General features: G+C 65.4%; 22 protein-coding genes. 11 read left to right on the forward strand and 11 right to left on the reverse strand.

The features are described 5' to 3' along the window. Nucleotides 1-194 precede the first annotated feature (194 nt). The 6 genes from JNL31_RS15015 to JNL31_RS15040 all read right to left on the reverse strand — a co-directional run bounded on the left by JNL31_RS15015 (nucleotide 195) and on the right by JNL31_RS15040 (nucleotide 3795). Nucleotides 195-986 carry a DUF1217 domain-containing protein gene (locus JNL31_RS15015; RefSeq protein ID WP_294974841.1) on the reverse strand — a complete coding sequence of 264 codons (792 nt, stop codon included), beginning with the start codon at nucleotides 984-986 and terminating at the stop codon, nucleotides 195-197. Continuing rightward, nucleotides 983-1387: a flagellar biosynthesis repressor FlbT gene (gene flbT / locus JNL31_RS15020; protein WP_294974844.1), complete on the reverse strand. Its 405-nt coding sequence runs from the start codon at nucleotides 1385-1387 to the stop codon at nucleotides 983-985. The genes JNL31_RS15015 and flbT overlap by 4 nt, the downstream gene beginning before the upstream one ends. Further along, entirely contained in the window at nucleotides 1384-1755 is a 372-nt protein-coding gene (gene flaF, locus JNL31_RS15025) for a flagellar biosynthesis regulator FlaF (protein WP_294974847.1), read from the reverse strand. The genes flbT and flaF overlap by 4 nt, the downstream gene beginning before the upstream one ends. A gap of 70 nt (nucleotides 1756-1825) precedes the next feature. Next, nucleotides 1826-3031: a flagellin gene (locus JNL31_RS15030; RefSeq protein ID WP_294974850.1), complete on the reverse strand. Its 1206-nt coding sequence runs from the start codon at nucleotides 3029-3031 to the stop codon at nucleotides 1826-1828. Nucleotides 3032-3224: 193 nt separating this feature from the next. Further along, a complete protein-coding gene (locus JNL31_RS15035; RefSeq protein WP_294974853.1) occupies nucleotides 3225-3536 on the reverse strand; it encodes a hypothetical protein in 312 nt (103 codons plus the stop codon). Further along, nucleotides 3523-3795, reverse strand: a complete 273-nt coding sequence (locus JNL31_RS15040) for a rod-binding protein (protein WP_294974856.1) — start codon at nucleotides 3793-3795, stop codon at nucleotides 3523-3525. Before JNL31_RS15040 ends, JNL31_RS15035 begins: the two co-directional genes overlap by 14 nt. A gap of 1238 nt (nucleotides 3796-5033) precedes the next feature. Between JNL31_RS15040 and JNL31_RS15045 the strand changes: the two genes are divergently transcribed. Next, nucleotides 5034-5744 (forward strand): flagellar hook-length control protein FliK, encoded by a 711-nt coding sequence (locus JNL31_RS15045; RefSeq protein ID WP_294974859.1) that lies wholly within the window; start codon nucleotides 5034-5036, stop codon nucleotides 5742-5744. Nucleotides 5745-5751: 7 nt separating this feature from the next. Beyond that, nucleotides 5752-6417 carry a flagellar hook capping FlgD N-terminal domain-containing protein gene (locus JNL31_RS15050; RefSeq protein ID WP_294974862.1) on the forward strand — a complete coding sequence of 222 codons (666 nt, stop codon included), beginning with the start codon at nucleotides 5752-5754 and terminating at the stop codon, nucleotides 6415-6417. A gap of 65 nt (nucleotides 6418-6482) precedes the next feature. Here JNL31_RS15050 and ubiB read toward each other — a convergent pair whose 3' ends face one another. Beyond that, nucleotides 6483-8015 (reverse strand): 2-polyprenylphenol 6-hydroxylase, encoded by a 1533-nt coding sequence (gene ubiB, locus JNL31_RS15055; protein ID WP_294974865.1) that lies wholly within the window; start codon nucleotides 8013-8015, stop codon nucleotides 6483-6485. Further along, nucleotides 8012-8764 (reverse strand): bifunctional demethylmenaquinone methyltransferase/2-methoxy-6-polyprenyl-1,4-benzoquinol methylase UbiE, encoded by a 753-nt coding sequence (ubiE, locus tag JNL31_RS15060; RefSeq protein ID WP_294974867.1) that lies wholly within the window; start codon nucleotides 8762-8764, stop codon nucleotides 8012-8014. Before ubiE ends, ubiB begins: the two co-directional genes overlap by 4 nt. A gap of 83 nt (nucleotides 8765-8847) precedes the next feature. On the opposite strand from ubiE, the gene JNL31_RS15065 reads away from it, so the two are divergent. The 9 genes from JNL31_RS15065 (at nucleotide 8848) to gyrB (ending at nucleotide 19096) form a co-directional block, all read left to right on the forward strand. Further along, nucleotides 8848-9525, forward strand: coding sequence for a hypothetical protein (locus JNL31_RS15065; protein ID WP_294974870.1), 678 nt, complete (start codon nucleotides 8848-8850; stop codon nucleotides 9523-9525). Continuing rightward, on the forward strand, nucleotides 9518-10369 hold the full coding sequence (mutM, locus tag JNL31_RS15070; protein WP_294974873.1) for a bifunctional DNA-formamidopyrimidine glycosylase/DNA-(apurinic or apyrimidinic site) lyase: 852 nt from the start codon (nucleotides 9518-9520) through the stop codon (nucleotides 10367-10369). Before JNL31_RS15065 ends, mutM begins: the two co-directional genes overlap by 8 nt. A 60-nt stretch (nucleotides 10370-10429) precedes the next feature. Then, the gene (locus JNL31_RS15075) at nucleotides 10430-11206 is read left to right on the forward strand and encodes an enoyl-CoA hydratase (protein ID WP_294974875.1); all 777 of its coding nucleotides are present in this window, start codon (nucleotides 10430-10432) and stop codon (nucleotides 11204-11206) included. A 221-nt stretch (nucleotides 11207-11427) separates the two neighbouring features. Next, nucleotides 11428-11697: a 30S ribosomal protein S20 gene (gene rpsT, locus JNL31_RS15080; protein WP_294974878.1), complete on the forward strand. Its 270-nt coding sequence runs from the start codon at nucleotides 11428-11430 to the stop codon at nucleotides 11695-11697. Between the two features lie 518 nt (nucleotides 11698-12215). Beyond that, nucleotides 12216-13580 (forward strand): chromosomal replication initiator protein DnaA, encoded by a 1365-nt coding sequence (dnaA, locus tag JNL31_RS15085; protein ID WP_294974880.1) that lies wholly within the window; start codon nucleotides 12216-12218, stop codon nucleotides 13578-13580. A 114-nt stretch (nucleotides 13581-13694) separates the two neighbouring features. After that, nucleotides 13695-14813: a DNA polymerase III subunit beta gene (gene dnaN, locus JNL31_RS15090; protein ID WP_294974882.1), complete on the forward strand. Its 1119-nt coding sequence runs from the start codon at nucleotides 13695-13697 to the stop codon at nucleotides 14811-14813. A 32-nt stretch (nucleotides 14814-14845) separates the two neighbouring features. Then, nucleotides 14846-15940: a DNA replication/repair protein RecF gene (gene recF, locus JNL31_RS15095; RefSeq protein WP_294974885.1), complete on the forward strand. Its 1095-nt coding sequence runs from the start codon at nucleotides 14846-14848 to the stop codon at nucleotides 15938-15940. 4 nt (nucleotides 15941-15944) lie between these two features. Then, nucleotides 15945-16565 (forward strand): LysE family translocator, encoded by a 621-nt coding sequence (locus JNL31_RS15100; RefSeq protein ID WP_294974888.1) that lies wholly within the window; start codon nucleotides 15945-15947, stop codon nucleotides 16563-16565. Between the two features lie 80 nt (nucleotides 16566-16645). Then, nucleotides 16646-19096: a DNA topoisomerase (ATP-hydrolyzing) subunit B gene (gene gyrB / locus JNL31_RS15105; protein ID WP_294974891.1), complete on the forward strand. Its 2451-nt coding sequence runs from the start codon at nucleotides 16646-16648 to the stop codon at nucleotides 19094-19096. On the opposite strand, the gene JNL31_RS15110 is transcribed toward gyrB, so the two are convergent. Genes JNL31_RS15110 through JNL31_RS15120 form a run of 3 tightly spaced genes read right to left on the reverse strand, consistent with a single transcriptional unit; the run spans nucleotide 19093 to nucleotide 23167 of the window. Further along, on the reverse strand, nucleotides 19093-21132 hold the full coding sequence (locus tag JNL31_RS15110; RefSeq protein WP_294974894.1) for a hypothetical protein: 2040 nt from the start codon (nucleotides 21130-21132) through the stop codon (nucleotides 19093-19095). The two genes, gyrB and JNL31_RS15110, sit on opposite strands and share 4 nt — an antisense overlap. Then, complete coding sequence (locus tag JNL31_RS15115) at nucleotides 21129-22115, reverse strand: uroporphyrinogen decarboxylase family protein (protein WP_294974897.1); 987 nt, start codon at nucleotides 22113-22115, stop codon at nucleotides 21129-21131. Before JNL31_RS15115 ends, JNL31_RS15110 begins: the two co-directional genes overlap by 4 nt. Beyond that, a complete protein-coding gene (locus JNL31_RS15120) occupies nucleotides 22112-23167 on the reverse strand; it encodes a DUF4037 domain-containing protein (protein WP_294974899.1) in 1056 nt (351 codons plus the stop codon). The genes JNL31_RS15115 and JNL31_RS15120 overlap by 4 nt, the downstream gene beginning before the upstream one ends. Nucleotides 23168-23192: the final 25 nt, after the last annotated feature.

Raw genomic sequence — 23192 nt, forward strand, 5'->3', positions numbered from 1 at the left:
CCGCGCGATCTCCCGCTGGCTCGTGCCCCGGCGATGCTCCGCAAAAATCACCGCACGCTCGCATGCGTCCAGATGCCGCCCCCGCCTCTCCATCGCAACCCCCCTCCAAACCTCAGGTGTTGCGTTCCTTTCTAGAGGCTATGAAGCGTTAACCGAGGGTGGTGGCCCATTCCGCCCGCAGAAGCCCCGCGGCTCTAGCCCCGCAGCAGCGCCAGCGCCGTCGCGGCGGGAGAGTTTCCGGACCCCAGTTCCTTGATCTCGGCCCGCACCAGGAAGCGGCGTGTCAGCGCCTCCATCTTTGCGGAATCCCTGAACTGGCTGACGTCGGACGAGCCGAAGGCGGCCTTGGTCTTCGCCTTCAGCACGGAAACCTGCTGGTCGATGTCGATCGAGGAAAAGCTGTCGGGCAGGCCGAGCGCGGTCTGGAAGACCTCACGCAGGGGTTCGCTGCCGAGGATCGTGTACCATTTCGCCGCATCGCTGCTGGTCTTTGCGGCCAGTGCCCCGACCTCGCGCTCGGCGTTCATTGCCAGGCGATAGGTATTGTTCTGCTCGCCGACCGCCGTCTCGAACGATCGGGCGCGATACTGGGTCAGGATTTCGTCCGCGAAGGTGGAGATCTTCGTGCGCGGCACCGAGAAATCGCCATAGCCGAAGGCGACGGCGAATTTCTGGTACTGCTTGTCGGCCAGCTTGTTGGCCAGGCTGCCTTCCTTCAGCGTGCCCCCTTCCAGGATCTTCCGGACGAAGGCGGTGTTGTTGACATCGCCCTCCAGCCCGAAGGCGGTGAGGGCGATGCGCAGAAGCCGCTTGTCATTCACCAGCTTCTCGGCAGTGTCGGCCTTGCCGATCTTGTCGCGGAAATAGGCCTCGTCCCGCTGTTGGACCGGAAGCGCCTGCTGCACCGCCTGTTGCTTTGACATGGTCCGCTTGAGGAAGGCCCAGCCGGTGTAGCCCGAAAGCGGCAGGACCGGCTGGAAGCTCACGCCCGGCTGGCGGCGAAAAGCCGCTCCTCGCGTGGCAAAAGGGACCGCAATGCCTTGAGCGCCTGGTAGTGCTGATCCTCCATCACCGCCCGGCTGGCAAGGGTCAGCTGGGTGCGGCTGTCATAGTCGGTCAACACCTGGGACAGTTGCTCGATTCCGCGCAGAAGCTGCATCCGCGCCTCTTCCGCGTCGGCATCGCCGGTCAGAACAAGCTGGGCGATGTAGCAGACCCGGCGAACGGGGGTGTTCACCTCCTCCGGGTGGATCGCGTCGCGAAGCCGGAGGATATTGGCGTTGGGCGTCATGATCGCAAGACGCGAGCGTTTCTCGCCGTTCTCGATCACCGCGCCGTTGATCAGCACGCGCTCATGCGGGCCGAGTTTCAGGACAAGACCAGTCATTTCGTCCCCCCGTCCCCGCGCAACCCCCGCATCACGGCCAGGTTGATGTCGGCCAGAACCTCGACGGTGGCCTTGTCGTCCAGGACGGCGCGGCTGTGCTTCGCTGTGAATTCGTAAAGATAGAACAATCGGGCCCGCAATGCCTGTGGCAATCCGTTGCCGGGCAACGCCACGTCGGAGGCGAGCGTGGACCAGAGCTGCGTGTTGTCGGTCACCGCGCGGACCAAGGCGGGAAAATCGGTCGCCCGATTGGTCCAGGCGGAGCGCAACGCTTGCGTCACCTGCGCGAGCAGATCGTATTCGACCGAGCGGAGCGACCGGGTCGGCGCCTCGCGCTGGGCGTAGCTGATGGCGGAATGGAAGGTCATGGGGTGTCCATCTGTTCGAAAGCGAAGGGGTGAAACGGGCCGCGAGGATCACCCCCACGGCCCGAAGTGCTTAGCGGAACAGAGACAGGAGGCCCTGCGGCTGCTGGTTGGCGATGGACAGCGCCTGGGTCGCGAGCTGCTGCTGGACCTGCAAGGCCTGCAACCGGGCCGAGGCTTCCTCCATGTCGGTATCGACCATGACACCGATGCCGGTCTTGAGCGAGTCGGTCAGGTTGCCGACAAACTCGTTCTGGATGTCGATGCGCTTCTGCGACGAGCCGAAGGAGGCCGCGGCGTCGATCGAGGTCTGGAGCATGCCTTCGATCGCGTTCAGCGCGTTCGCGGGCTGGTTCACGACGTCAACGGTGTTCAGGCCCGAAAGCCCGCCCGTCCCGCGCGTGGCCGAGACCGAAATCGCTGCCGACTGGTTGGTGTTGTTTGCAACCTCCAGCTCACCCGAGTTCAGCGTCAGGGTAAAGTCGGTATCGGACAGCCCGTTCGAGGTCAGCGAGGCCTTGAGGCCCGCCACCAGCGCATCGCCCGTATCGCCCTTCTGCACCACGTAGCTGCCCTGCACCGAACCGACGTTGAGCGTGATCTTGTCGCCCGCGACCAGTTCGGTCAGGTCGGCGGGATCGGCGGTGGAGTCGTTCGAGGCCAGCGCCCCGGCACCGCCCTGGAAGGCGAAGCCATCCAGCGTGACCGGCGTGCCGGTGACCACGTTGGCCGCCGACAGCGTGCCGCCGCCCGCCGTCAGCGCGGCACCGGCATTGGTCGACAGGTTCTGGGCGTCGACCGTGATGTTCGAGGAGGTGACACCGGTCTGGCTACGGTCGAGCGAGGAGAGCACGTTCACCGTGGTCTGGGAGCCATCGACCAGGTTCAGCCCGTTGAACTGCGCCGCGCCCACGGTCGATTCGATCTGCTTGGTGAGCGCGTCGATGTCGGTCTGGATCTTGTTGCGGTCGACGTTTTCGGCCTGGGCGGCGACGATCTTGCCCTTCATCTCGGTGAGGAGCTTCGTCACGGTTTCCGAGGCGTTGCGCGCGACGGTCAGCGTGGCCGAGCCGACGGAGAGGCTGTCGGAGATGCCCTTGAAGCCCTCGACGTCGGATTCCATCACCTTGGAGATCGCCCAGACGGCGGCGTTGTCCTTGGCGGTGGCCACCGACTTGCCGGTAGAGATGTCGGCCTGGGTCTTGCCGAGGTTGGCGTTGATGCCCTTCATCGTCTGCAGGGCAACCATTGCGCTGGTATTGGTCAGGATCGACGACATGTTTCAGTCCTTCACACGGGGCCGCTGATTTCACGGCCGGGAAGCCACAAGCGTGGCAGTTCAGGCGTTCTGTCCGTGCTTTCCGGGGATCCGGGAAGCGCCGCCCCGGCATGGGACGCAAGGGCAATGAAGCGTGAATCCAGCTAACCAATTCCTAAGCGCCAATCGGTAAATGCCCGGCATTTGAATAAGTTCAGACACGTCTGGCCGGGGCCGCGCCCAGGGGCGCGATCTGTGCCTTCCGCCCGCGCGCGTCATAGGTGGTGAGCGTCGGGCCCCGGGCGATCTCGGACAGGCGCAGGCGGGCGGCTTTCACCCCACGCGAGGCCGCGTCGAGCAGGTGCGCATTGCGCAAGGCCTTGCGCTGCAACCGTTCGGCAGAGATGCGGTCGCAGGGCGCGACGCTGGCTGCCTCGATCAAGGGCGTGAGGCGGGACAGGCCGGCCAGATCGCCCGCGAGAAGCGCGGCGGCGGCCTGATCGAGCAGGATTTCAAGCGGCGTCATCTTCGGCCTTCACCATCGAGTTGAAGATCAGTTCGGCAAGCCCCAGCCCGCCGTGCTGCACGATGAGCCGCGCCTGCTCCTGGCGCAGGAACGAGGAAAACTGCGCCTCGCCCTCGCCGCCGCCGAAGCTGCCCTGCATCTCTCCGAGGCCGGAATGGGCAAGCATTTCGGAGAGGAAGGTGGCCTCAAGCTCCTCGGCCTTCGACATCAGCTGGTCGTGGCGCGAGGGCGGTTGGGCGGCGACGGGCGGGATGTCCATGGCGGTCTCCGGGATCGGTCGGATTTTTCGCAACGATCCGCGACGGGGGTAAAGAATAGGTAACTTCTGCACGGCATAAGCGGGGAAGTTGCGGCAGAAGTCGTGGAACCATGCAAAGCGTTCTGGCCATCAGTCCTGTGTCATCGCGCCCGTCAGGGGGGCTGGAGGAGCTTGAGGCGATGCCGGACGGCGGCTTCGCATTGGCCTTCGGCGACGACGTTGAAAGAGGCGGTGGGGAGCGGTCCGAGGATGCGTGTCTCTTTCCGGTGCAAACCCTTGCGTCGCTCTGGGCAAGCGCCGGTGTCGTGGCCGGGGCTGTTTGTCCGGCAGCGGATCGGGAAGTGCCGGGGGCGGAGGCGGCCCTCTCTGTCGAGGCCTGTGCAATCAGGTCCGGCGTTCCTGCCGAGGGAGCGGGCGACAGTCTGGTCCCGGTCATTGCGGAGGCTGGCGGGCCGACAGCGGCCGTCGCGCGATGGGTCCCTCCGCCTCCGCAACCGGAGGATGGCTTCGCTGCGGCGGGAAATGTCGGGTCGGAGGGGATCGGCGCGGATGTTACCGCTCGGGGTGAAAGGCTTCGGCTGGCTTCGGTAGCCGAGGTCGGTTCGGAACCGGATGGCGCAGCCGCGAAGGGGACGCCATCTGCGCCGGGGAAAGTGGCATTGGTGGCCCGGGACAAAGGCACCGTGACACCTGCATCAGGGTCTGCATCGGCGCAAGGGGACTTTGCCGTGTCTCCCCCAATGCCGGTGAGCTTCCCGCCTGATGCGCCGGTCGAGGCGATGGACTGGGGGAAGGTGGCGTCGCCAAGCTTGGCGCCCCTTCCAGTCAAATCCGTGACATCTTCCCCCGAAACCGGTCTCGATGCGGACTTGCCGATCCTTCCGGACAGAGGGGAAACGGTCTCTCGCCCCGGGATACCGGAAGCCGCACCGATCGTCGCTCCGCAAGGGCCCGTGCCGGGGATGCCGGGCTCTGGGTCAGTGTCACCCCCTCTCCCGACTGGCGCCATCCCCGATGCTGCCAATGACCCAACGCGGATGTCTGCTGCCATTTCGGTGGGCCAGCGATTGAAGCAGGTCCCCGGCGAAAGCGAAAGGGAGCCGATTCCGGTTCTCGCGCGCCCGGAGGATGCTCAACCGCAACAGCCCGGCTTCTGGGAACGGTTCCTCACAGGGTTTCATCCTGCTTCGATTGCAGGACAAGGCGCCAAGGCAACGGACCTTCCGGAGTTTGCCCCGATGGCTTTTCCCCCAGAAGCGCCGGGGAATCGGCTCGTCGATACGCCCGTCCTGCAATCTGACGCGGGACTTGTCCTCGATCCCGGTCGGCAGCCGACCGGCCAAGCTGCACCGGCAAGCCCCGCGCTGCCCATCACCGCCGCACAAGCGCCCGAGGCGATGCCAGTGTCGGCCGATCCGGTGACGGCTTCCTCCCTTGGGCAGGAGCCGGACACCGACTCCGACCCTGTCCTGGCGGCCTTTTCCCCCGGCCTGCTGGTCACGCCGGGGCAGAGGTTCACTGGGGCTCCGCAGCCCGTCAGCTTGCCCATGCCGCAGGTCGCGTCGCAGATCGCCGCCGGACTGTCCCGCAGCCCCGAAGGGACGACCGAGCTTGCGCTTTCGCCCGAGGAGTTGGGCGATGTCCGCCTGAAGCTGAAGCCCGATGCGGCGAACCCGGACCGGATGGTGGTGATGATCACCTTCGAGCGGCCCGAGACGCTGGACCTTTTCCGCCGCCACGCAGGCGACCTGACCGAAGCCTTGCGGACGGCGGGCTATGCCGGGGTCGACATCGGCTTTGGGCAGGAGGGCGGCGGCGCCTCGAAATCAGACCGTCCGCAGCATGCCTCCAGTTCCGGCCTTGGCCGGTCCGCAGCGCCGGACAGCACCAACCCGATCGCAACCACCCCAAGCCTGATGGCCGGGGCATCCCTTGACCTGAGATTGTGAGGCCGGAATGGACGTCACTTCAGCCACATCCGCAACTGCGACCACCGCAACAGCATCGGCATCGGCCGGCGCGACGGCGATCAGCTCGGATTTCAACACCTTCCTGCGGATGCTGACCGTGCAGATGCAGAACCAGGATCCGCTGAATCCGATCGATTCGGCGGATTACGCGGTGCAGCTCGCCACCTTCTCGGGCGTCGAGCAGCAGGTGAAGACCAATCAGCTTCTGGCCGACATGCAGGGCAAGTTCCAGCAGCTTGGCATGGCGGAAATGGCCAGCTGGATCGGCAAGGAGGCACGCTCGGCCGCTCCGGTGAGCTATGATGGCTCTCCCGTCACCCTGTCGCCGAATCCTGCGGTGGGTGCGAACCGGGCCGTGCTGGTGGTGAAGGACGCGCAGGGCAACCTCGTCTCGCGCGAGGAGATTCCGGTCAGCGCCCAACCCTACCAATGGCTCGGGGCGGGCATCGACGGCAGTCCCCTGCCCGCTGGCACCTACTCCATCGAGCTGGAAAGCCTGAACGGTGAGACAGTCATTTCCTCGCTTCCGGTCGAGCACTATGCGCGCGTGATCGAAGCGCGCGGGGGCACAGGGGGCACCGTGCTTGTGCTGGAAGGCGGGGCGGAGGTGCTGGCGAGTGACGTCACCGCCTTGCGCGAACCTCAGGGGTGAGGGACAAAAGTCTTCGAAGACTTTTGGCAAACTCCTTCTAAGGAATTTGGCCCCTGCTCCAGCGGTCACACCAGCCGGTCGACCAGTATCCCTGCCCCGAAAGCCGCAAGCGCCATGAGGCCCCAGAAGAGCGGCGCGAGCGAGCGCTGCGGTCGTGGCGGCAGGGTTGCAGGGTTCCCGGCGCGGATCAGTTGCGCCTCGACCAGCGCGGGAAGCTTCGGGCCGAACCGGGCCAGAACGCGGGCGGTCTTGACCAGGTCGCGCAGAACAGCCTTCGGCCCCACGTTCTCGCGGATGTAGCGTTCGACGACGGGGCTCGCGACCTGCCAGATGTTGATGTGCGGGTCGAGCGAGCGGGCGACGCCTTCGACGACAACCATGGTGCGTTGCAGAAGGATCAGTTCGGTCCGCGTCTCCATCCCGAACCGTTCCGTGACTTCGAAGAGATAGGCGAGGAGCCGCGCCATGCTGATCCGGCTGGCCTCCATGCCGAAGATCGGCTCGCCAACCGCGCGGAGCGCGCGGGCGAAGTCGTCGATGTCACGGTCGGCGGGGACGTAGCCCGCCTCGAAATGCACCTCGGCGACGCGGCGGTAATCCTTGCGGATGAAGCCCATCAGGATCTCGGCATAGACCCGGCGGGTGTATTCGTCGATCCGGCCCATGATCCCGAAGTCATAGGCGATGATGTCGCCGTTGGCCGCGACCTTCAGGTTCCCTTGGTGCATGTCGGCATGGAAGAAGCCGTCGCGCAGCGCGTGGTTCAGGAACAGCTGCAACACGCGCGCGGCCAGCACGCGGCGGTCATGCCCGGCGGCGTCGATCAACGCGATGTCGTTCAGGCCGATGCCTTCCGCCCAGCCCAGCGTCATCACGTTGCGCGATGACAGGAACCAGTATGGTCTTGGCACCTGGAAATGTTCGTCCTTTTCCGTGTTCGCGGCAAATTCGGCGGCGGCAGAGCTTTCCAGCCGCAGGTCCAGCTCGCCCATCACCACGCCCTCGAAATGGGCGATCACGTCGACCGGGCGCAGGCGGCGCGAGAAGGGGGCGATGCGTTCGATCCAGCGGGCGGCAAGGTAGAAGGCGTCGATGTCCTTGCGGAAGGCGCGCTCGATCTGCGGGCGCAGGACCTTCACCGCGACATCCTCATCCGTATCCACCAGCCGGGCGCGGTGGACCTGGGCGATGGAGGCCGCGGCGACGGGTTCGGAAAACTCCGAGAACAGGGCAGAGACCGGAAGCTCCAGTTCCGCCTCGATCATCTGTTTCGCAATCTCGGTCGGGAAAGGGGGCAGCTTGTCCTGAAGGTATTTCAGCTGATCGGCCAATTCCTCACCCACGATATCCGGGCGGGTCGACAGCACCTGGCCGAACTTGATGTAGGCGGGGCCAAGCGCGGTCAGCGCACGGGTGGCAGGGGGCAGCGCGGGATCGCCCTTCAGTCCAAGCCACTTGAACGGCCAGCCCAGCATCCGCGCGGCGAAGCGCAGGCGCGGGGGCGCGCGGAACGCCTCCAGCACCACGTCCATGGCACCCGTGCGCTCCAGCGTGGCGCCGGTGCGGATCAGGCGGATGACGTTGTGCGGACCCTTCACAGCTTCCAGCCGGAATGCAGGGCGGCGATGCCGAGGGAGAGGTTGCGGAATTTCACCTGGCCGAAGCCCGCCGCGCGGATCAATGCCGCAAAGGTCTCCTGATCGGGGAACTTGCGGATCGATTCGACGAGGTACCGGTAGCTTGCCCGGTCGCCGGCGATGATCTGGCCCATCACCGGGATGACGTTGAAGGAATAGATGTCGTAGGCCTTTTGTAGCAGGTCGTTCGGGATCTGGCTGAACTCCAGCACCATCAACCGCCCACCGGGTTTCAGGACGCGGTAGGCCTCGCGCAGGGCGTCGGGGATGCGGGTCACGTTCCGGATGCCGAAAGAGATCGTGTAGGTGTCGAAGGCATTGTCTGGGAAGGGCAGCGCCATCGCGTCGCCGACCACCCAGTCAAGGCTGTGCGCCATCCGCTCGGCCTCGGCCCGCTTGCGACCCTCGATCAGCATCGGCTCGGTCAGATCGCAGACAACCGCGCTGGCACCCGGCGCGCGTTTGAGGAACCGGAAGGCCACATCCCCGGTCCCGCCGGCCACATCCAGCAGGCGCTGGCCGGACCGGGGGGCCAGCCAGTCCATCATCGCATCCTTCCAGAGCCGGTGGATGCCGACCGACATGACGTCGTTCATCACGTCGTATTTCGAGGCCACGCGACTGAAGACGCCATGCACCATCCCGGCCTTTTCAGCCTCGGGCACGTCCTGAAAGCCGAAATGGGTGGTCTTGTCCGTATCCTGCGTCATCGTCCGCCGCCAAAGTGATGCCACATCGGAGTTATACCGAAGCGTGCACAAGGAAAACCTGTGTCGGCAAAAAAGGCTGTGTGATGAGTGCGACAGAAATGCTCGGTTCGGTTCTGGGGGCCTGGCCGCTCGCCGTGGTCCCGATGATTACCTTCGGCCCGTTTGCACTGATCCTGTGGTGGCGACTGCGGCGGCGCAGCCGACGGATTGCGGCCGCCAGGGCCGCAGGAACTGTCGTCCCGATCCACAGTCCTTTCATGGCGAAGTTGCCCGCGCGCTATGCCGCCATTTCCCGTATCGGCACGGATGGCGCAGCCCCCATGACGCTGGACGACCATATCCTCCGCCCCTCGGTCGGCGTGAAAGGGATGGTTGCGGGGCTGTCCGTCGCCGCAACGGCGTTTGCGCTTTGGCCCGAAGTCGCGCCTGCAGGTTTCCACGAAGCGATGGCCGAGCTTCCCGGACCGACGCTCATCCCCCAGCTTGTGCTTCTGGCGGTGGTCGCGAATGGCCTGCTCTATATCTTTGGCACCGAAGCGCGCTACAACCGCGACAAGCTGATCACGACACGCATGATGTTCAGCCGGCGGGAGTATCGCTGGAAGGATCTGGACTGGATCGGCGATACCGGGGCCTATGATCTGGTCTTGCAGTTCAATTCGGGCGGCAAGGCCAAGGTGCTGAAACACTGCAGGGGAATCGAGGACTTCAAGATGTTCGCGCAACAGCAGATCCAGAAAAACCGGGCCGCCGGTGCCTGAACTGCCCGAGGTCGAGACCGTGCGCCGCGGCCTTCTGCCGGTCCTGGAAGGGGCCGTCATCGCCCGGGCCGATGTCAACCGGCCCGATCTGCGCTGGCCTTTGCCGGAACGGATGGCGGAACGGCTGAGCGACAAGCGCGTGGCAGCGCTGCGGCGGCGGTCGAAATACCTGCTGGCCGACCTCGACTCGGGCGAAACGCTGCTGGTGCATCTGGGGATGTCGGGGCGGATGCTGGTGTCCGGCGTCACGCTGGGGCAGTTCCACCATGACCACCCAGCGCCACAGAAGCACGACCATGTGGTCCTTCACATGGACAGCGGCGCGCGGATCACCTTCAACGACGCCCGCCGCTTCGGCGCGATGGACCTTATGCCGACGGACCGCGCCTCCGAGCATATGTTGCTGGCCGGTCTGGGGCCGGAGCCCTTCGGCAACGATTTCAACGAGCCCTACCTTGCCGCCCGGCTGAAGGGCCGCAAGACTCCGGTCAAGGCCGCCCTTTTGGACCAGCGGATCGTCGCGGGCCTTGGCAACATCTACGTCGCCGAAACGCTGTATCGCGCGCGCATCAGCCCGCTCAGGTTGGCAGGCGACCTTGCGGAACCCCAGGTCCACGCCCTTGTCCCGATCATCCGCGAGGTGCTGGCCGAGGCGATTGAGGCAGGTGGCTCGTCCTTGCGTGATTTCCGGCAGGCCAATGGCGAGCTGGGGTATTTTTCCAAGCATTTCCAGGTCTACGACCGCGAAGGCGGCCCCTGCGAGACACCGGGTTGCGCGGGCACCATCACCCGGACGGTGCAATCTGGCCGCTCCTCGTTCTGGTGCCCGGCCTGCCAGAGGTGACTTGCCAAGCCGCGCATTGGTGGTAGGAGTCCCCTCCTGTCTGCCACGAAGGAGGCCGCCATGGCCTATGAAACGCTGATCGTCGAGATCGAGGACTATGTCTCGGTCATCCGGCTGAACCGCCCCGAGGCGATGAACGCCCTGAACTCCACGCTGATGCGGGAACTTGCTGCGGCGGTGACGGTGGCGGAAGCGAATGACAGGGTGCGTTGCATCGTCATCACGGGATCGGAAAAGGCCTTCGCCGCCGGGGCCGACGTGAAGGAAATGGCCGAGAAAAGCTTCATCGACGTCTATTTCGATGATCTTTTCGGCCCGGAGGCCCGGATCATCGCCAGTGCCCGCAAGCCGATGATCGCGGCAGTCAGCGGCTACTGCCTGGGCGGTGGCTGCGAACTGGCGATGCTGGCCGATTTCATCATTGCTGCAGACACCGCGAAGTTCGGCCAGCCCGAGATCAACCTCGGCATCGTCGCCGGGATGGGCGGCACCCAGCGGCTGACCCGGGCGGTCGGCAAGTCGAAATCGATGGACATGCATCTGACGGGCCGCTTCATGGACGCCGCCGAGGCGGAACGCAGCGGTCTGGTCAGCCGTGTGGTCCCCGTGACCCGGCTGATGGAAGAAGTGATGAAGGCCGCCCAGAAGATCGTCGAGAAATCGGCGTTCACGGCGATGGTCGTCAAGGAATGCGTGAACCGGGCGCAGGAAACCAGCCTTGCCGAGGGGCTTCTGTTCGAACGCCGCATGTTCCACGCCCTCTTCGCGAGCGAGGACCAGAAGGAGGGCATGGCCGCCTTTCTGGAAAAGCGCCAGCCGCAGTTCCGCGACCGCTGACACCCTCCTCGTTCGACGCACGTCCTTGTCGAAGGTCGCACGCGAGGCCTGACGACGCCATCGACAAGCAAGGGCTTTCCTTTCCCCACGACTTGCCCTATAGGCCAGCGCCACATGCGCGTGGGCCCGCTTAGGCAAGAATCAGACCCTTCCTTCGGGATGGGGCCTTCTGGTCTTTCGTGCGACAGAATTGAAACCGATAGACCGCAAGGAAGCCACCCATGGCAAATACCGCCCAGTCCAAGAAGCGCGCCCGTCAGGCCGACGCCCGCTATGCCGTCAACAAGGCCCGCCGCTCGCGCATCCGCACATTCCTGCGCAAGGTCGAAGAAGCCATCGCCTCGGGCAACGGCGAAGCCGCCCAGGCTGCGCTGAAGGCCGCCCAGCCGGAACTGGCGCGTGGCGTCACCAAGGGCGTGCTGCACAAGAACACCGTTGCGCGCAAGATGTCGCGCCTCGCCTCGCGCGTGAAGGCCGTCGTCAAGGCCTGATCGGCCTCACGCGGACCGAATCCGGAACAGAAGGGCGCACCCGCATGGGTTGCGCCCTTCGGCATTTTTCCGCCCTTCGGCTGCGTCATTTTGACCCTGCGTTGCCGATTTGCCAGAGGGACCGGATTCGGTTTTGGGGAATCCATGTCAAGCGCGTTGTTCGGTTGCAGAGCCCGCGCGGGGGTTGTTAGCGTGAGCCTGCGATTCACTTCGTCTTGGGGGACAAGAACGGGTCGCAAAGGGAAAGCTGCTGCACGGATTGGGCGCCTGCCGCGCCGGAAGATCTGAGTTTTCCATTTGCGATCAAAGAGTTGGAGGCGGCATCCAAGCCGTCCCATCACGTTCGGGAGGGCTGCTGATTGTCCGGCAGTTCTGCTGTGCGTTGTTCCGTCCCGCTGACAAGCCGTTGTTCCGGTGGCCCGCAGGCGGCCTTCGGGCGGCTTGGCCGGGGTGGCTCGTCCAACGACGGAACAGGGCAGGGCCGGGTTTCTCCGGTTCATATTTTGACAGGTCAAAGAATGACGAATGAAACCTGGGGGCAGGTTCGGGAAGAGCTGATCAAGCGGGTCGGCAAGCACAATTACGCCACATGGATCGAGCCGCTGAAGCTGTCGCAGCTGAAGAACGGCGTTGCACGTTTCGAGGTGCCGACGATCTTCTTCGGCGACTGGGTGCAGCGCAATTATGCCGACCATATCCGCAGCCAGCTGACCAGCGCCGGGGCTTCGGTCGACCGCGTTGAGTTCACCGTCGGGACCGCCCCGGTGGTGACCCGTGCCGCCGCCACAGGGGCGGCCAAACCTGCGCCCAAGGCCACAAGGGCCCGCGCAGCCGAGGAAGAGCTTCCCGGTGCACCGCTGGATGCCCGCTTCACCTTCGACAGCTTCGTCGTCGGCAAGCCGAACGAATTGGCCCATGCCGCTGCCCGCCGGGTGGCCGAAGGCGGGCCGGTCACGTTCAACCCGCTGTTCCTGTACGGCGGCGTCGGCCTCGGGAAAACCCACCTGATGCACGCCATCGCGCATGAGCTTCAGGCCCGCCATCCCGAGTTGCGGGTGCTGTACCTGTCCGCCGAGCAGTTCATGTATCGCTTCGTGCAGGCCCTGCGCGACCGGCAGGTGATGGACTTCAAGGAGCTGTTCCGTTCGGTCGACGTGCTGATGGTCGACGACGTCCAGTTCATCGCCGGCAAGGATTCGACGCAGGAGGAATTCTTCCATACCTTCAACGCCCTGGTCGATGCGAACAAGCAGATCGTCATCTCCGCCGACCGCGCCCCGGGCGAGATCAAGGATCTGGAGGAGCGGATCAAGTCGCGCCTGCAATGCGGGCTGGTCGTCGACCTGCATCCGACCGACTACGAGCTGCGGCTCGGCATCCTGCAACAGAAGGTCGACTTCTATCGCAACCAGTATCGCGGGCTGGCCCTGGCCGATGGCGTGCTGGAGTTCCTCGCGCACCGGATCACCACCAACGTCCGCGTCCTGGAAGGCGCGCTGACCCGGCTCTTCGCCTTCGCCTCGCTGGTCGGGCGCGAGATCACGCTGGACCTCGCCCAGGACTGCCTGGCCGACATCCTGCGCTCCTCGGACCGCAAGCTGTCGATCGAGGAAATTCAGCGCAAGGTGGCGGAACACTACAACGTCCGCCTCTCCGACCTGATCGGCCCGAAGCGCCTGCGCACCATCGCCCGGCCACGGCAGGTGGCGATGTATCTGTCGAAACAGCTGACCCCGCGCAGCCTGCCGGAGATCGGGCGTCGTTTCGGGGGCAGGGATCACACGACAATCATGCATGGCGTGCGCAAGATCGAAGAGCTGATGACCACCGACAGCCAGCTTTCCGACGATCTGCAACTTCTGCGCCGTCTTCTGCAGGGGTAAGGCCGGGGCCGCCCTTGACGGCCCCGACAATCCTACGCACAGTCCACACAACGGTTGTGACCCGGTGGAAACCGGACAAATTCGCTGTCCCTGACGGGTCGGCAGGGGGACAAGATGAAGCTCAGCATCGAACGCGCCACTTTGCTCAAGGCGCTTGCCCAGGCGCAGTCGGTGGTCGAACGGCGCAACACGATCCCGATCCTGGCCAACGTGCTGATCGAGGCCGAGGGCAACCAGGTGTCCTTCCGCGCCACCGATCTGGACATCGAGGTGGTGGACCGCGCCCCCGCCATGGTGGAACGCGCCGGGGCGACCACGGTTTCCGCCGTGATGCTGCACGAGATCGTCCGCAAACTGCCCGACGGCGCGCTGGTGAACCTGACCGAGGATGCCGCTTCGGGCCGGTTGACGATCATGGCCGGCCGGTCGACCTTCAGCCTGGCGACGCTGCCGAAGGAAGACTTCCCGGTGATGGCCACCAGCGAGTATTCCTCCAACTTCTCGGCCAAGGCGCCTGATCTGCGGCGGCTGTTCGACAAGGCCAAGTTTGCGATTTCCACCGAGGAGACGCGCTATTACCTGAACGGCGTCTACATGCATGTGGCCCAGGGCGAGGGCGGGAAGGTCCTGCGCTGCGTGGCGACGGACGGGCACCGCCTGGCCCGCATCGACGCAGCCCTGCCGGACGGGGCGGAGGGGATGCCCGGTGTGATCGTGCCCCGCAAGACGGTGGGCGAACTGCGCAAGCTCCTCGACGATGACGATGCCAACATCGCCGTCTCGGTTTCCGAAACGAAGGTTCGCTTTGCCACACCCGCCATCACCCTGACATCCAAGGTCATCGACGGCACCTTCCCGGATTACACCCGCGTCATCCCGACCGGGAACACGCGCAAGCTGGAGGTGGACGCTTCGGAGTTTGCCAAGGCGGTGGATCGCGTGGCGACGGTGTCATCGGAACGCTCCCGCGCGGTGAAACTGTCGCTGGAGGAGGACCGGCTGGTGCTGTCGGTCAACTCGCCTGACAGCGGCGCCGCAGAGGAAGAACTGGCGGTTGCCTATGGCGACGAGCGGCTGGAGATCGGCTTCAACGCGAAATACCTCCTGGAAATCGCCAGCCAGGTTGACCGCGAGAATGCCGTCTTCCTGTTCAACTCTGCCGCCGACCCCACCCTGATGCGCGAAGGCAATGACACTTCGGCGGTCTACGTCGTCATGCCGATGCGGGTCTGATCCCGCAAGCCTTTGCACTGAAAGGAACTCCGGTGGGCGGTCTGGCGATCGAAACCCTCGCCCTGTCGCATTTCCGCAGCCACCGGGCGACGCGGCTAAGCTTCGACGGCCGCCCCGTCGCCATCACCGGGCCGAATGGCGCCGGCAAGACCAATGTGCTGGAAGCCGTGTCCCTTCTCTCCCCCGGACGCGGCCTGCGTCGTGCCGGTGCAGAGGACCTTGCCCGCCGCCCGGAAGTGCTCGGCTGGAAGATCAGTGCCTCGGTCCGGGGCCTTTCCGCAGCGCATGAGCTGGAAACCTGGGCCGAACCCGGCGAGGCGAGGCAGGTCCGCATCGACGGCAAGGCCGTTCCGCAGGCAAGCCTTGGCCGGGTGCTGCGCGTCCTCTGGCTGGTTCCGGCAATGGACCGGCTCTGGATCGAAGCGGCAGAGGGCCGCCGCCGCTTTCTGGACCGGCTGACGCTTTCCTTCTTTCCCGAACATGCCGAACAAACGCTCACATACGACAAGGCGATGCGCGATCGCAACCGGCTGATCAAGGATCAGGTGACGGACGCGCACTGGTATGCTGCCCTTGAATCGCAGATGGCCGAGGCTGGGGAGCATATCACCGCGCACCGCCGCGTCGCCATTGCCCGCATCGCCGCCGCTGCCGATCCGGCCAGCGCCTTCCCCTCCGCCGATCTGACGCTGACCGGGCCGGATGGCAGCGAGGAACCGCAAGACCTCGCCCTTGCGCTCGCAGAGGGCCGCCGCCGCGACATCGCCGCCGGACGTACGCTCGTCGGTCCGCACCGCGCCGACCTCAAGGCCCGATATACCGCCAAGGATGCCCCCGCGGACCAATGTTCAACCGGAGAACAGAAGGCGCTGCTGATCAGCCTGATCCTCGCGAACGCACGCGCCCTGGCACAGGATCTTGGCCGCGCGCCGATCCTCCTGCTGGACGAGGTCTCCGCGCACCTGGACGAAGCCCGCCGCTCCGCGTTGTACGACGAAATCTGCGCGCTTGGCGCGCAAGCCCTGATGACCGGCACGGAGACCGGGCTTTTTGCGGCATTGGGCGACCGGGGGCAGACCGTTGCCGTGCGCGACACTGAGACCGGCTCACAGATCACGATGGAATAACCGAATGACCGTTTCGTTTCATGAACTCCTCCTCTACGCTCTGGGCATGGCCGGGCTCTGGGCGGTGCCGGGCCCGGTCTGGGTCGCGCTGATTGCCCGCGCCCTGTCCGGTGGCTTCTCCGCTGCCTGGCCCCTCGCCATCGGCGTCGCCATTGGCGACCTTGTCTGGCCGCTGACCGCTATCCTGGGGTTGAGCTGGATCGAAAGCACCTACGGCGACTTCCTGTCCATCCTGCGCTGGGTCGCCGCCGCGATCTTCCTGGTCATGGGTGTCATGCTGATCCGCAAGCCCGCCGCTGCGCTGAGCGCCGACAGCCGCCTGACCCGCCCCGGCATGTGGGCCGGGTTTTCGGTCGGCGTCGCCGCTGTGATCGGCAACCCGAAGGCGATCCTGTTCTACATGGGCGCGCTGCCCGGCTTCTTCACGCTGGAACGCCTGACCGCCCCCGACATCGCCGCGATCATCGCCATTTCGGCGGCGATCCCGATGGCCGGAAACCTGGGCCTCGCCCTCTTCCTCGACCGCGCGCGGCAGCTTTTGTCCAGCCCGGAAAGCGTGCATCGGCTAAACGTCGGCTCGGGTGTCCTGCTGATCTGCGTAGGGCTTGTGATCCCCTTCCTCTGACACCAAATCTGGTGGCCAAGGGGTGACATTCATGCCCCGAAACGCTATAAATCGCGCGCAACGATCAAGGTTCCCCACGCATGGCTGAAGCCGCCAAGAAGCCCGCCGAATACGGTGCCGATTCCATCAAGGTTCTCAAGGGATTGGAGGCTGTCCGCAAGCGCCCGGGAATGTACATCGGCGACACCGACGACGGCTCGGGCCTGCACCACATGGTGTACGAGGTCGTCGACAACGGTATCGACGAAGCGCTGGCCGGGCATGCGACGGCGGTGATCGTGAAAATCCACGCCGATGACAGCGTTTCCGTCTTCGACAACGGCCGCGGCATCCCGGTCGACATGCACCCCGAGGAGGGTGTGTCCGCGGCCGAGGTCATCATGACCCAGCTGCACGCGGGCGGAAAGTTCAACAACACGGATGAGGGCGGCAACGCCTACAAGGTCTCGGGTGGTCTGCACGGCGTCGGCGTGTCGGTGGTCAATGCGCTCAGCGAATGGCTGGAACTGACCGTCTGGCGCAACGACACCGAATACCGCGCCCGGTTCGAGGATGGCGATTGCGTGGTGCATGTGCACGAGGTCGGCCCGGCGCCCGGCAAGCGGGGAACCGAGGTGCGCTTCCTGGCTTCGGCCAAGATCAACCGCCCGGACGGCACCTTCTCGAACCTCGACTACAGCTTCAAGACGCTGGAAACGCGGCTGCGGGAGCTCGCGTTCCTGAACTCCGGCGTGCGGATCATCCTGGAGGATGAGCGCCACGCCGAACCGCAGCGGATCGAGCTGTTCTACGAAGGCGGCGTGCGGGAATTCGTGAAGTACATCGACCGGTCGAAGACGTCCGTGATGCCGGAACCCATCTACATGGTGGGCGAGAAGAATGGCATCGGGGTCGAGGTCGCGATGTGGTGGAACGACAGCTACCATGAAACCGTATTGCCGTTCACAAACAACATTCCGCAGCGTGACGGCGGCACCCACCTGGCCGGATTCCGGGGCGCGCTGACCCGGACGATCACCGGCTACGCCCAGTCCTCGGGTATCGCCAAGCGCGAGAAGGTGGATTTCACCGGCGACGATGCGCGCGAGGGGCTAACCTGCGTGTTGTCGGTCAAGGTGCCGGACCCGAAATTCTCCAGCCAGACCAAGGACAAGCTGGTCTCTTCCGAGGTCCGCCCGGCGGTGGAGAACCTGGTGAACGAGAAGCTGTCGGAGTGGTTCGAGGAGAACCCCGGCCCGGCGAAGATCATCGTCGGCAAGATCATCGAGGCCGCCCTGGCCCGTGAAGCCGCCCGCAAGGCCCGCGAACTGACCCGGCGCAAGACTGCGCTGGACGTGGCCTCGCTGCCCGGCAAGCTGGCCGATTGCCAGGAACGCGATCCCGCGAAGTCGGAGCTGTTCCTGGTCGAGGGTGACTCGGCAGGCGGCTCGGCCAAGCAGGGCCGCAGCCGCGCCAATCAGGCCGTCCTGCCCCTCCGCGGCAAGATCCTGAACGTGGAACGGGCGCGGTTTGACCGGATGCTCTCCAGCCAGGAGATCGGGACGCTGATCACCGCGCTTGGTACCGGCATCGGCCGTGACGAGTTCGACATCGGCAAGCTGCGCTACCACAAGGTCGTCATCATGACCGACGCCGACGTCGACGGCGCCCATATCCGCACGCTTCTGCTGACCTTCTTCTTCCGGCAGATGCCGGACCTGATCGAGGGCGGCTATCTCTACATTGCCCAGCCACCCCTCTACAAAGTCGCGCGCGGCAAGTCCGAGGTCTACCTGAAGGACCAGGCCGCGCTGGACGACTATCTGGTCGAGATGGGCACCGAGGGCGCCGTCCTGCGGCTGACCGACGGCACCGAAATCGCGGGCAACGACCTTGCCCGCGTGATCGAAGGCGCCCGCCAGTTCCGCCGGGTGCTGGACGCCTTCCCGACGCATTACCCGCGCGCCATCCTGGAGCAGGCCGCGCTTGCCGGGGCTTTCGATCCGGGCCGGGCGGACGATGATCTGCAACTGGTTGCCGACACGGTGGCCAAGCGCCTGAACCTGATCGCGCCCGAGTTCGAGCGCGGCTGGCACGGCCGCATCACCCAGGATCACGGCATCCGCCTGTCGCGTATCCTGCGAGGCGTCGAAGAGCTGCGCACACTTGACGGCGCGGTCCTGCGGTCGGGCGAGGCTCGGCGGCTGTCCCAGATCGCCGGGCAATACCGCGACATCTACCGCGACCCCGCCCGTCTGGTCCGCAAGGACCGGGAGCAGGCGATCCACGGGCCGATCGACCTGTTGAAATCGATCCTGGCCGAGGGCGAAAAGGGCCTGACCCTGCAACGCTACAAGGGTCTGGGCGAGATGAACCCCGACCAGCTCTGGGAAACCACACTGGACCCGGAGGCGCGGACACTGTTGCAGGTCAAGGTCGACGACCTGGCCGAAGCCGACGACATCTTCTCCAAGCTGATGGGCGACGTGGTGGAACCGCGGCGGGAGTTCATCCAGCAGAACGCGCTGTCGGTCGAACACCTGGACTTCTAGAGCCACCCCAAGGGATGCGCCGAAAACCCGTGGCAGGCCGAGCCGTCGGGGAAATCGATCGACCAGTTCTCCGGCGTGGTCGGCCGGCCTTCGCGCACCCAGCGACCCCAGCGAGCGGCGATGATGGCGTGAATGTCGGCGCGGCGGCCAAGGCTTTGCAGCGCAAGGAAAAGATAGTGGTGCATGAACGGGCCAGCGAGCGCAGGCTGGCCCACCAGTGGCCCGTCCTCGGGGTTCAATGACCGGGCGACGATCCGGTCGGCGAGAGCCTCCGCTTCCGCCCCCTCGACGATCCCGGTCAGGATCAGCAGCGCCAGCGCCAGCTGGCTGGCCGCCTCCCCGCCGGGGCTTTCGCGCCAGCCGTCAGCCGCGCGATGCCCTTGCAAGGCCCGCGCCAAACCTTCCGCCGTCTCACTCCAATCCGCTGTCCGCCCAACCCGATCTGCCATCCCCGCCGCGAGCCGCAAGGCATGCAGGTAGCGCAGGTTCAACGTCAGGTTCGGCTCGGCGCGGCTCATCGGCGACCAGTCGAGGAACAGTCTTCGCCCCGGCGGATTGCGCAGCAGACCATCCGGCCCCCTCGCCATGGCCATCCGTTCCAGCATCCGCATTAGCACACCCCAATGCCGCTGCCAGACCGCCTCCGGCTCGGCCACGCCGGGATGCGTCGCGCAGCCCGCCAGCAATTCAACCCAACTGAAATTGTAGTCGGTTACAGCATAGGCCGGAACCTCGCCCGGCAGGACCGACGGTAGCAGCCCCTCCGCATCCACCCCCTCCGCCGCCATGTCGATGGCAAATAGCAGCGGCCGCGGATCGTCCGAGATGGCCCGCAACGCCCAGTCCTGTGCAACCGCATCGCCGAGCCAGAGACTGCTTTCCCGCCAGACCCCGTCAACGAAACCGTCCTGCAGGCAGTTCAGCGTCGTGCGGCGGCACATCTCGGCCACACCCGCCAGTACGCCCTCCAGCTTCGGCAGGGGCCGGGCTTCCACCGGCGTCACCGGAAGGCGGACATGGAAGCGGGGCGCCGGGGACACGCCGCCGCCGTCCAGCGCGAAGACCAGATAGCGCGCGCCGCGCGGAGTGAAGCCCTCGACCAGCTGTCGTCCGGACCGCAGGATGAAACGGTCGGTCGGTCGCATCCGGCAGTAGGTTTCAGGATCGGAGAGCAACAATTCACCGTGCCGCAGCTTCTCGGCATGGGAGACGAGCAGGCGCTCACCCCCAGCCGCCGTCACTTCGGCGCCAGCCAGACAGGCCCGACTTTCGCCCAGATCGAAGACCCAGATCGCCGAAGTTCCGCGCGGCAAAAGCGCCGGGGTCGGGCCGGTCACAGAAACTGAAAAGACTTTTCGCAAGTCGGCATGGGGGTCATCGGAAGCAGCCACCGCCGGTCCGGTCCGCACCTGCCATGGGGCGTCCAGCACCCGCAACTCCTCCACCGGCAGCGCCGTCGCCCTTGGCCGCGGGCGGTGCCAGATCGGCCCCTCGGCGCCCTGCACCACCCGCGCCTTGTCCCAGGCGGAGGCGTCGGCTTGGACCCAGTCCATGGCCAGACGCAGGTCCCGGTCCTCGACCCCGGTGCCATAGATCGAAACCCGATCCACCCGCGAGGACCACGACAGGTCGCGCCGCACCGACCAGCTGGAGCCCGTGGTCAGTACCACCTCGCCATCCAGCTCCAGCCAGCCGATCATCCCGCAAGCCCCCCGATGGACATAGGCGAAATGGGAATAGCCGGGGGAATAGACCTGCACCGCCAGCCGGTTCAGGCCGGGTTGCAGAAGGTCTGTGACCAGCCGTTCATCTACGGCCATCGACGACGGCCACGAGCGCTCCGACCCTCGCCCGATGAACACGCCGTTGATCCAAAGCCGATAGCGACTGTCAGCGCTCAACCGGAAGATCGCCTGTCTCGGAAGCGCCGACAACCGAATATCCGACCGAAAGTTCAGGTAGGCTTCGTGCAGGTCGAACGGATGCGCCGAGCCGATCCAGACGGCCCCATCCGGCACCGTGAGCCCATCGCTCAATTCAGCGTCCCGTACTGCGCTGCCAGCTTGTTCACCAGCCGATAGGCCCGGATCAGCCTCGACGGCGGGATGTCCGGCTGGATAAAATGCCCGCCGTTGAAGATGAACCCGCCGCCCGGCGCATAGATGCCGAAGCGCTCGGTGATGTATTCGTCCAGCTCGTCGCCGTCATATTTCAACAGCCCGTCCACCACGTCCAGCGAGCCGTAAATGACGATCTTGTCGCCCCATTTCGCCTTGACCTCCCTCGGGTCCATCCCGGCGCTTTCCTGCACCGGGTGCCAGGAGGTGAAGCCCATCTCGATGATGTCGTCCACCACCTGAAGGATATAGCCGTCGGAATGCAGGTTGACCGGCATCCCGCGGCTGCGGGCATGCTGGACCACCCGCATCGCATACGGCTTGATCAGTTTCCGCCAGGATTTCGGCGAAAACAGCATCGTCCCGTTCGATCCCCAGTCGTCAGAAAGCGTCATCATGTCCACCCCGGCCTCGATCATCTGGTCGACCTGCACACACAGCCAATCGGCATAGCGGTCGAAGAAGGCAGCCATCAGGTCGGGGTTGCCGCCCAGGTTCATCCAGCAGTTCTCGATCCCGAGGAAACTCGACGTCCCTTCCACCATCCCCCAGCAATGCGCCAGCACGCAGCGCTTGCCCTTGTGGTCGCGGATCGCAGTGGCGATGTTGGTGCCGCCGAAATCATAGTTCCAGTCGGTGAAGTTCAGCCATTTCGGATCGCGCGGGTCCTCCAGCGGCACGCCCGCCAGTTCATGAATGTCGAAGCGGCGGCCATGCTGGTTGGGAAAGGGCATCAGGCCGACGAAGACGTCGATGCCGAACTCCTCGATGAACTTCTCGCGCGGGCCATAGTCGGCCTCCAGCCGTTCGAGGAACTGCTTCTGGTAGAGCCAGCAGTCGATCGGCGTGCGGTCCACCGGCTGGTGGTTGATCGTCGCCATCACCCGTTCATAACCGTTCATTCGTATTCCTCCAGAAGCAGCATCCGCCGCCAGTCCTCCAGGCCCACTCCGGCGACGAATTCGGAGTGGAAGCCTTCCCAATGCACCTGCTCCCATTGCGGGACGATGCCCCGGATCTCGGCCGGGCATTTGCGGATCAGCTCGGCATAGGCCGATTCCAGCAGGCGATATCCCGAGGTTTCCGAGACCTTGTAGCGCGGATGCGGCGCGATCAGCCCGTCTTCCACCATCGCCGCATCCAGCACGTCAGACATCTGGTGCAGCAGTTCCAGCTTCCGCTCCCAGCCTGTCGACAGCTTCGGTGCTTCCTCGACAATCGTAGCCAGCCGCGCGCCCATCCGGGGCAGGCGGTGGAACATTACCGTCAGCCATTTGTCGTAAGGATAGTATTGCCGGTCCAGCAGGAAGGCCATCTGCACCCCCCAGCGCAAAGACCGCGCGAAGGTCGTGTTGGCATACAGCTCATTGTCGCGCAGCAGAGCCCGCTTCAGTGCATAGACTCCCATGCCACTGAAGTACCGACACCAATGGGCCAGCCGCCGCAATCTGACCTCTTCGGGGTAGTAGCCGTTCAGCGCCGCCCGCACCGCCGAGAACCGGCCGGAGGGGTCATGCCAGACCTCTCCGGCGACGATGTGTATGATGTCTTCCTCGGGGATCGCCAGCCATTCCGAATAACTGTTCGGTGGATGGTCCAGCCCGATGGTCGACCGCAGGTGTTGCTCCAGCGACCCCAGCGCCACGCCTTTGGTCCGGGTATAGCCCTCGCGCAACTCGCGTCCGCGCCAACTGGCCGGTAGCCCCTCGGCCAGCGCGTCCTCGATCGTCGGCCCGCGCGCCGCCATCACCGCTTCGGGCAGCAGCACATTCACCCGCAGCCCGAAATGGTGGTCCGTCGAATATTCATCATCCAGCCGCAGCACCTCGGAGCCATAGCCGAACACCCCCGCCGCCATCTGCACCGTCTCGAACGGGAAGCGGGCGGCCAGCAGGGGCAGCACCACCTCGTCCCAGAAGGCATGGCTTTCGTCGATGATCGAGTGCTGTGTCATCCGCCCGGCCTCCCCTCCGGCACGA

Source organism: Tabrizicola sp. (assembly GCF_016792905.1).
Taxonomy (GTDB): Bacteria; Pseudomonadota; Alphaproteobacteria; order Rhodobacterales; family Rhodobacteraceae; genus Tabrizicola.

Excerpts from the sequence above, each read along its gene's own strand:
- flbT (WP_294974844.1), bottom strand. The coding sequence starts at position 1,387 with ATGACTGGTCTTGTCCTGAAACTCGGCCCGCATGAGCGCGTGCTGATC.
- flaF (WP_294974847.1), bottom strand. The coding sequence starts at position 1,755 with ATGACCTTCCATTCCGCCATCAGCTACGCCCAGCGCGAGGCGCCGACC.
- JNL31_RS15030 (WP_294974850.1), bottom strand. The coding sequence starts at position 3,031 with ATGTCGTCGATCCTGACCAATACCAGCGCAATGGTTGCCCTGCAGACG.
- JNL31_RS15035 (WP_294974853.1), bottom strand. The coding sequence starts at position 3,536 with ATGACGCCGCTTGAAATCCTGCTCGATCAGGCCGCCGCCGCGCTTCTC.
- JNL31_RS15040 (WP_294974856.1), bottom strand. The coding sequence starts at position 3,795 with ATGGACATCCCGCCCGTCGCCGCCCAACCGCCCTCGCGCCACGACCAG.
- JNL31_RS15045 (WP_294974859.1), top strand. The coding sequence starts at position 5,034 with ATGGCTTTTCCCCCAGAAGCGCCGGGGAATCGGCTCGTCGATACGCCC.
- JNL31_RS15050 (WP_294974862.1), top strand. The coding sequence starts at position 5,752 with ATGGACGTCACTTCAGCCACATCCGCAACTGCGACCACCGCAACAGCA.
- ubiE (WP_294974867.1), bottom strand. The coding sequence starts at position 8,764 with ATGACGCAGGATACGGACAAGACCACCCATTTCGGCTTTCAGGACGTG.
- JNL31_RS15065 (WP_294974870.1), top strand. The coding sequence starts at position 8,848 with ATGAGTGCGACAGAAATGCTCGGTTCGGTTCTGGGGGCCTGGCCGCTC.
- JNL31_RS15075 (WP_294974875.1), top strand. The coding sequence starts at position 10,430 with ATGGCCTATGAAACGCTGATCGTCGAGATCGAGGACTATGTCTCGGTC.
- rpsT (WP_294974878.1), top strand. The coding sequence starts at position 11,428 with ATGGCAAATACCGCCCAGTCCAAGAAGCGCGCCCGTCAGGCCGACGCC.
- dnaA (WP_294974880.1), top strand. The coding sequence starts at position 12,216 with ATGACGAATGAAACCTGGGGGCAGGTTCGGGAAGAGCTGATCAAGCGG.
- dnaN (WP_294974882.1), top strand. The coding sequence starts at position 13,695 with ATGAAGCTCAGCATCGAACGCGCCACTTTGCTCAAGGCGCTTGCCCAG.
- JNL31_RS15100 (WP_294974888.1), top strand. The coding sequence starts at position 15,945 with ATGACCGTTTCGTTTCATGAACTCCTCCTCTACGCTCTGGGCATGGCC.
- gyrB (WP_294974891.1), top strand. The coding sequence starts at position 16,646 with ATGGCTGAAGCCGCCAAGAAGCCCGCCGAATACGGTGCCGATTCCATC.
- JNL31_RS15115 (WP_294974897.1), bottom strand. The coding sequence starts at position 22,115 with ATGAACGGTTATGAACGGGTGATGGCGACGATCAACCACCAGCCGGTG.
- JNL31_RS15120 (WP_294974899.1), bottom strand. The coding sequence starts at position 23,167 with ATGACACAGCACTCGATCATCGACGAAAGCCATGCCTTCTGGGACGAG.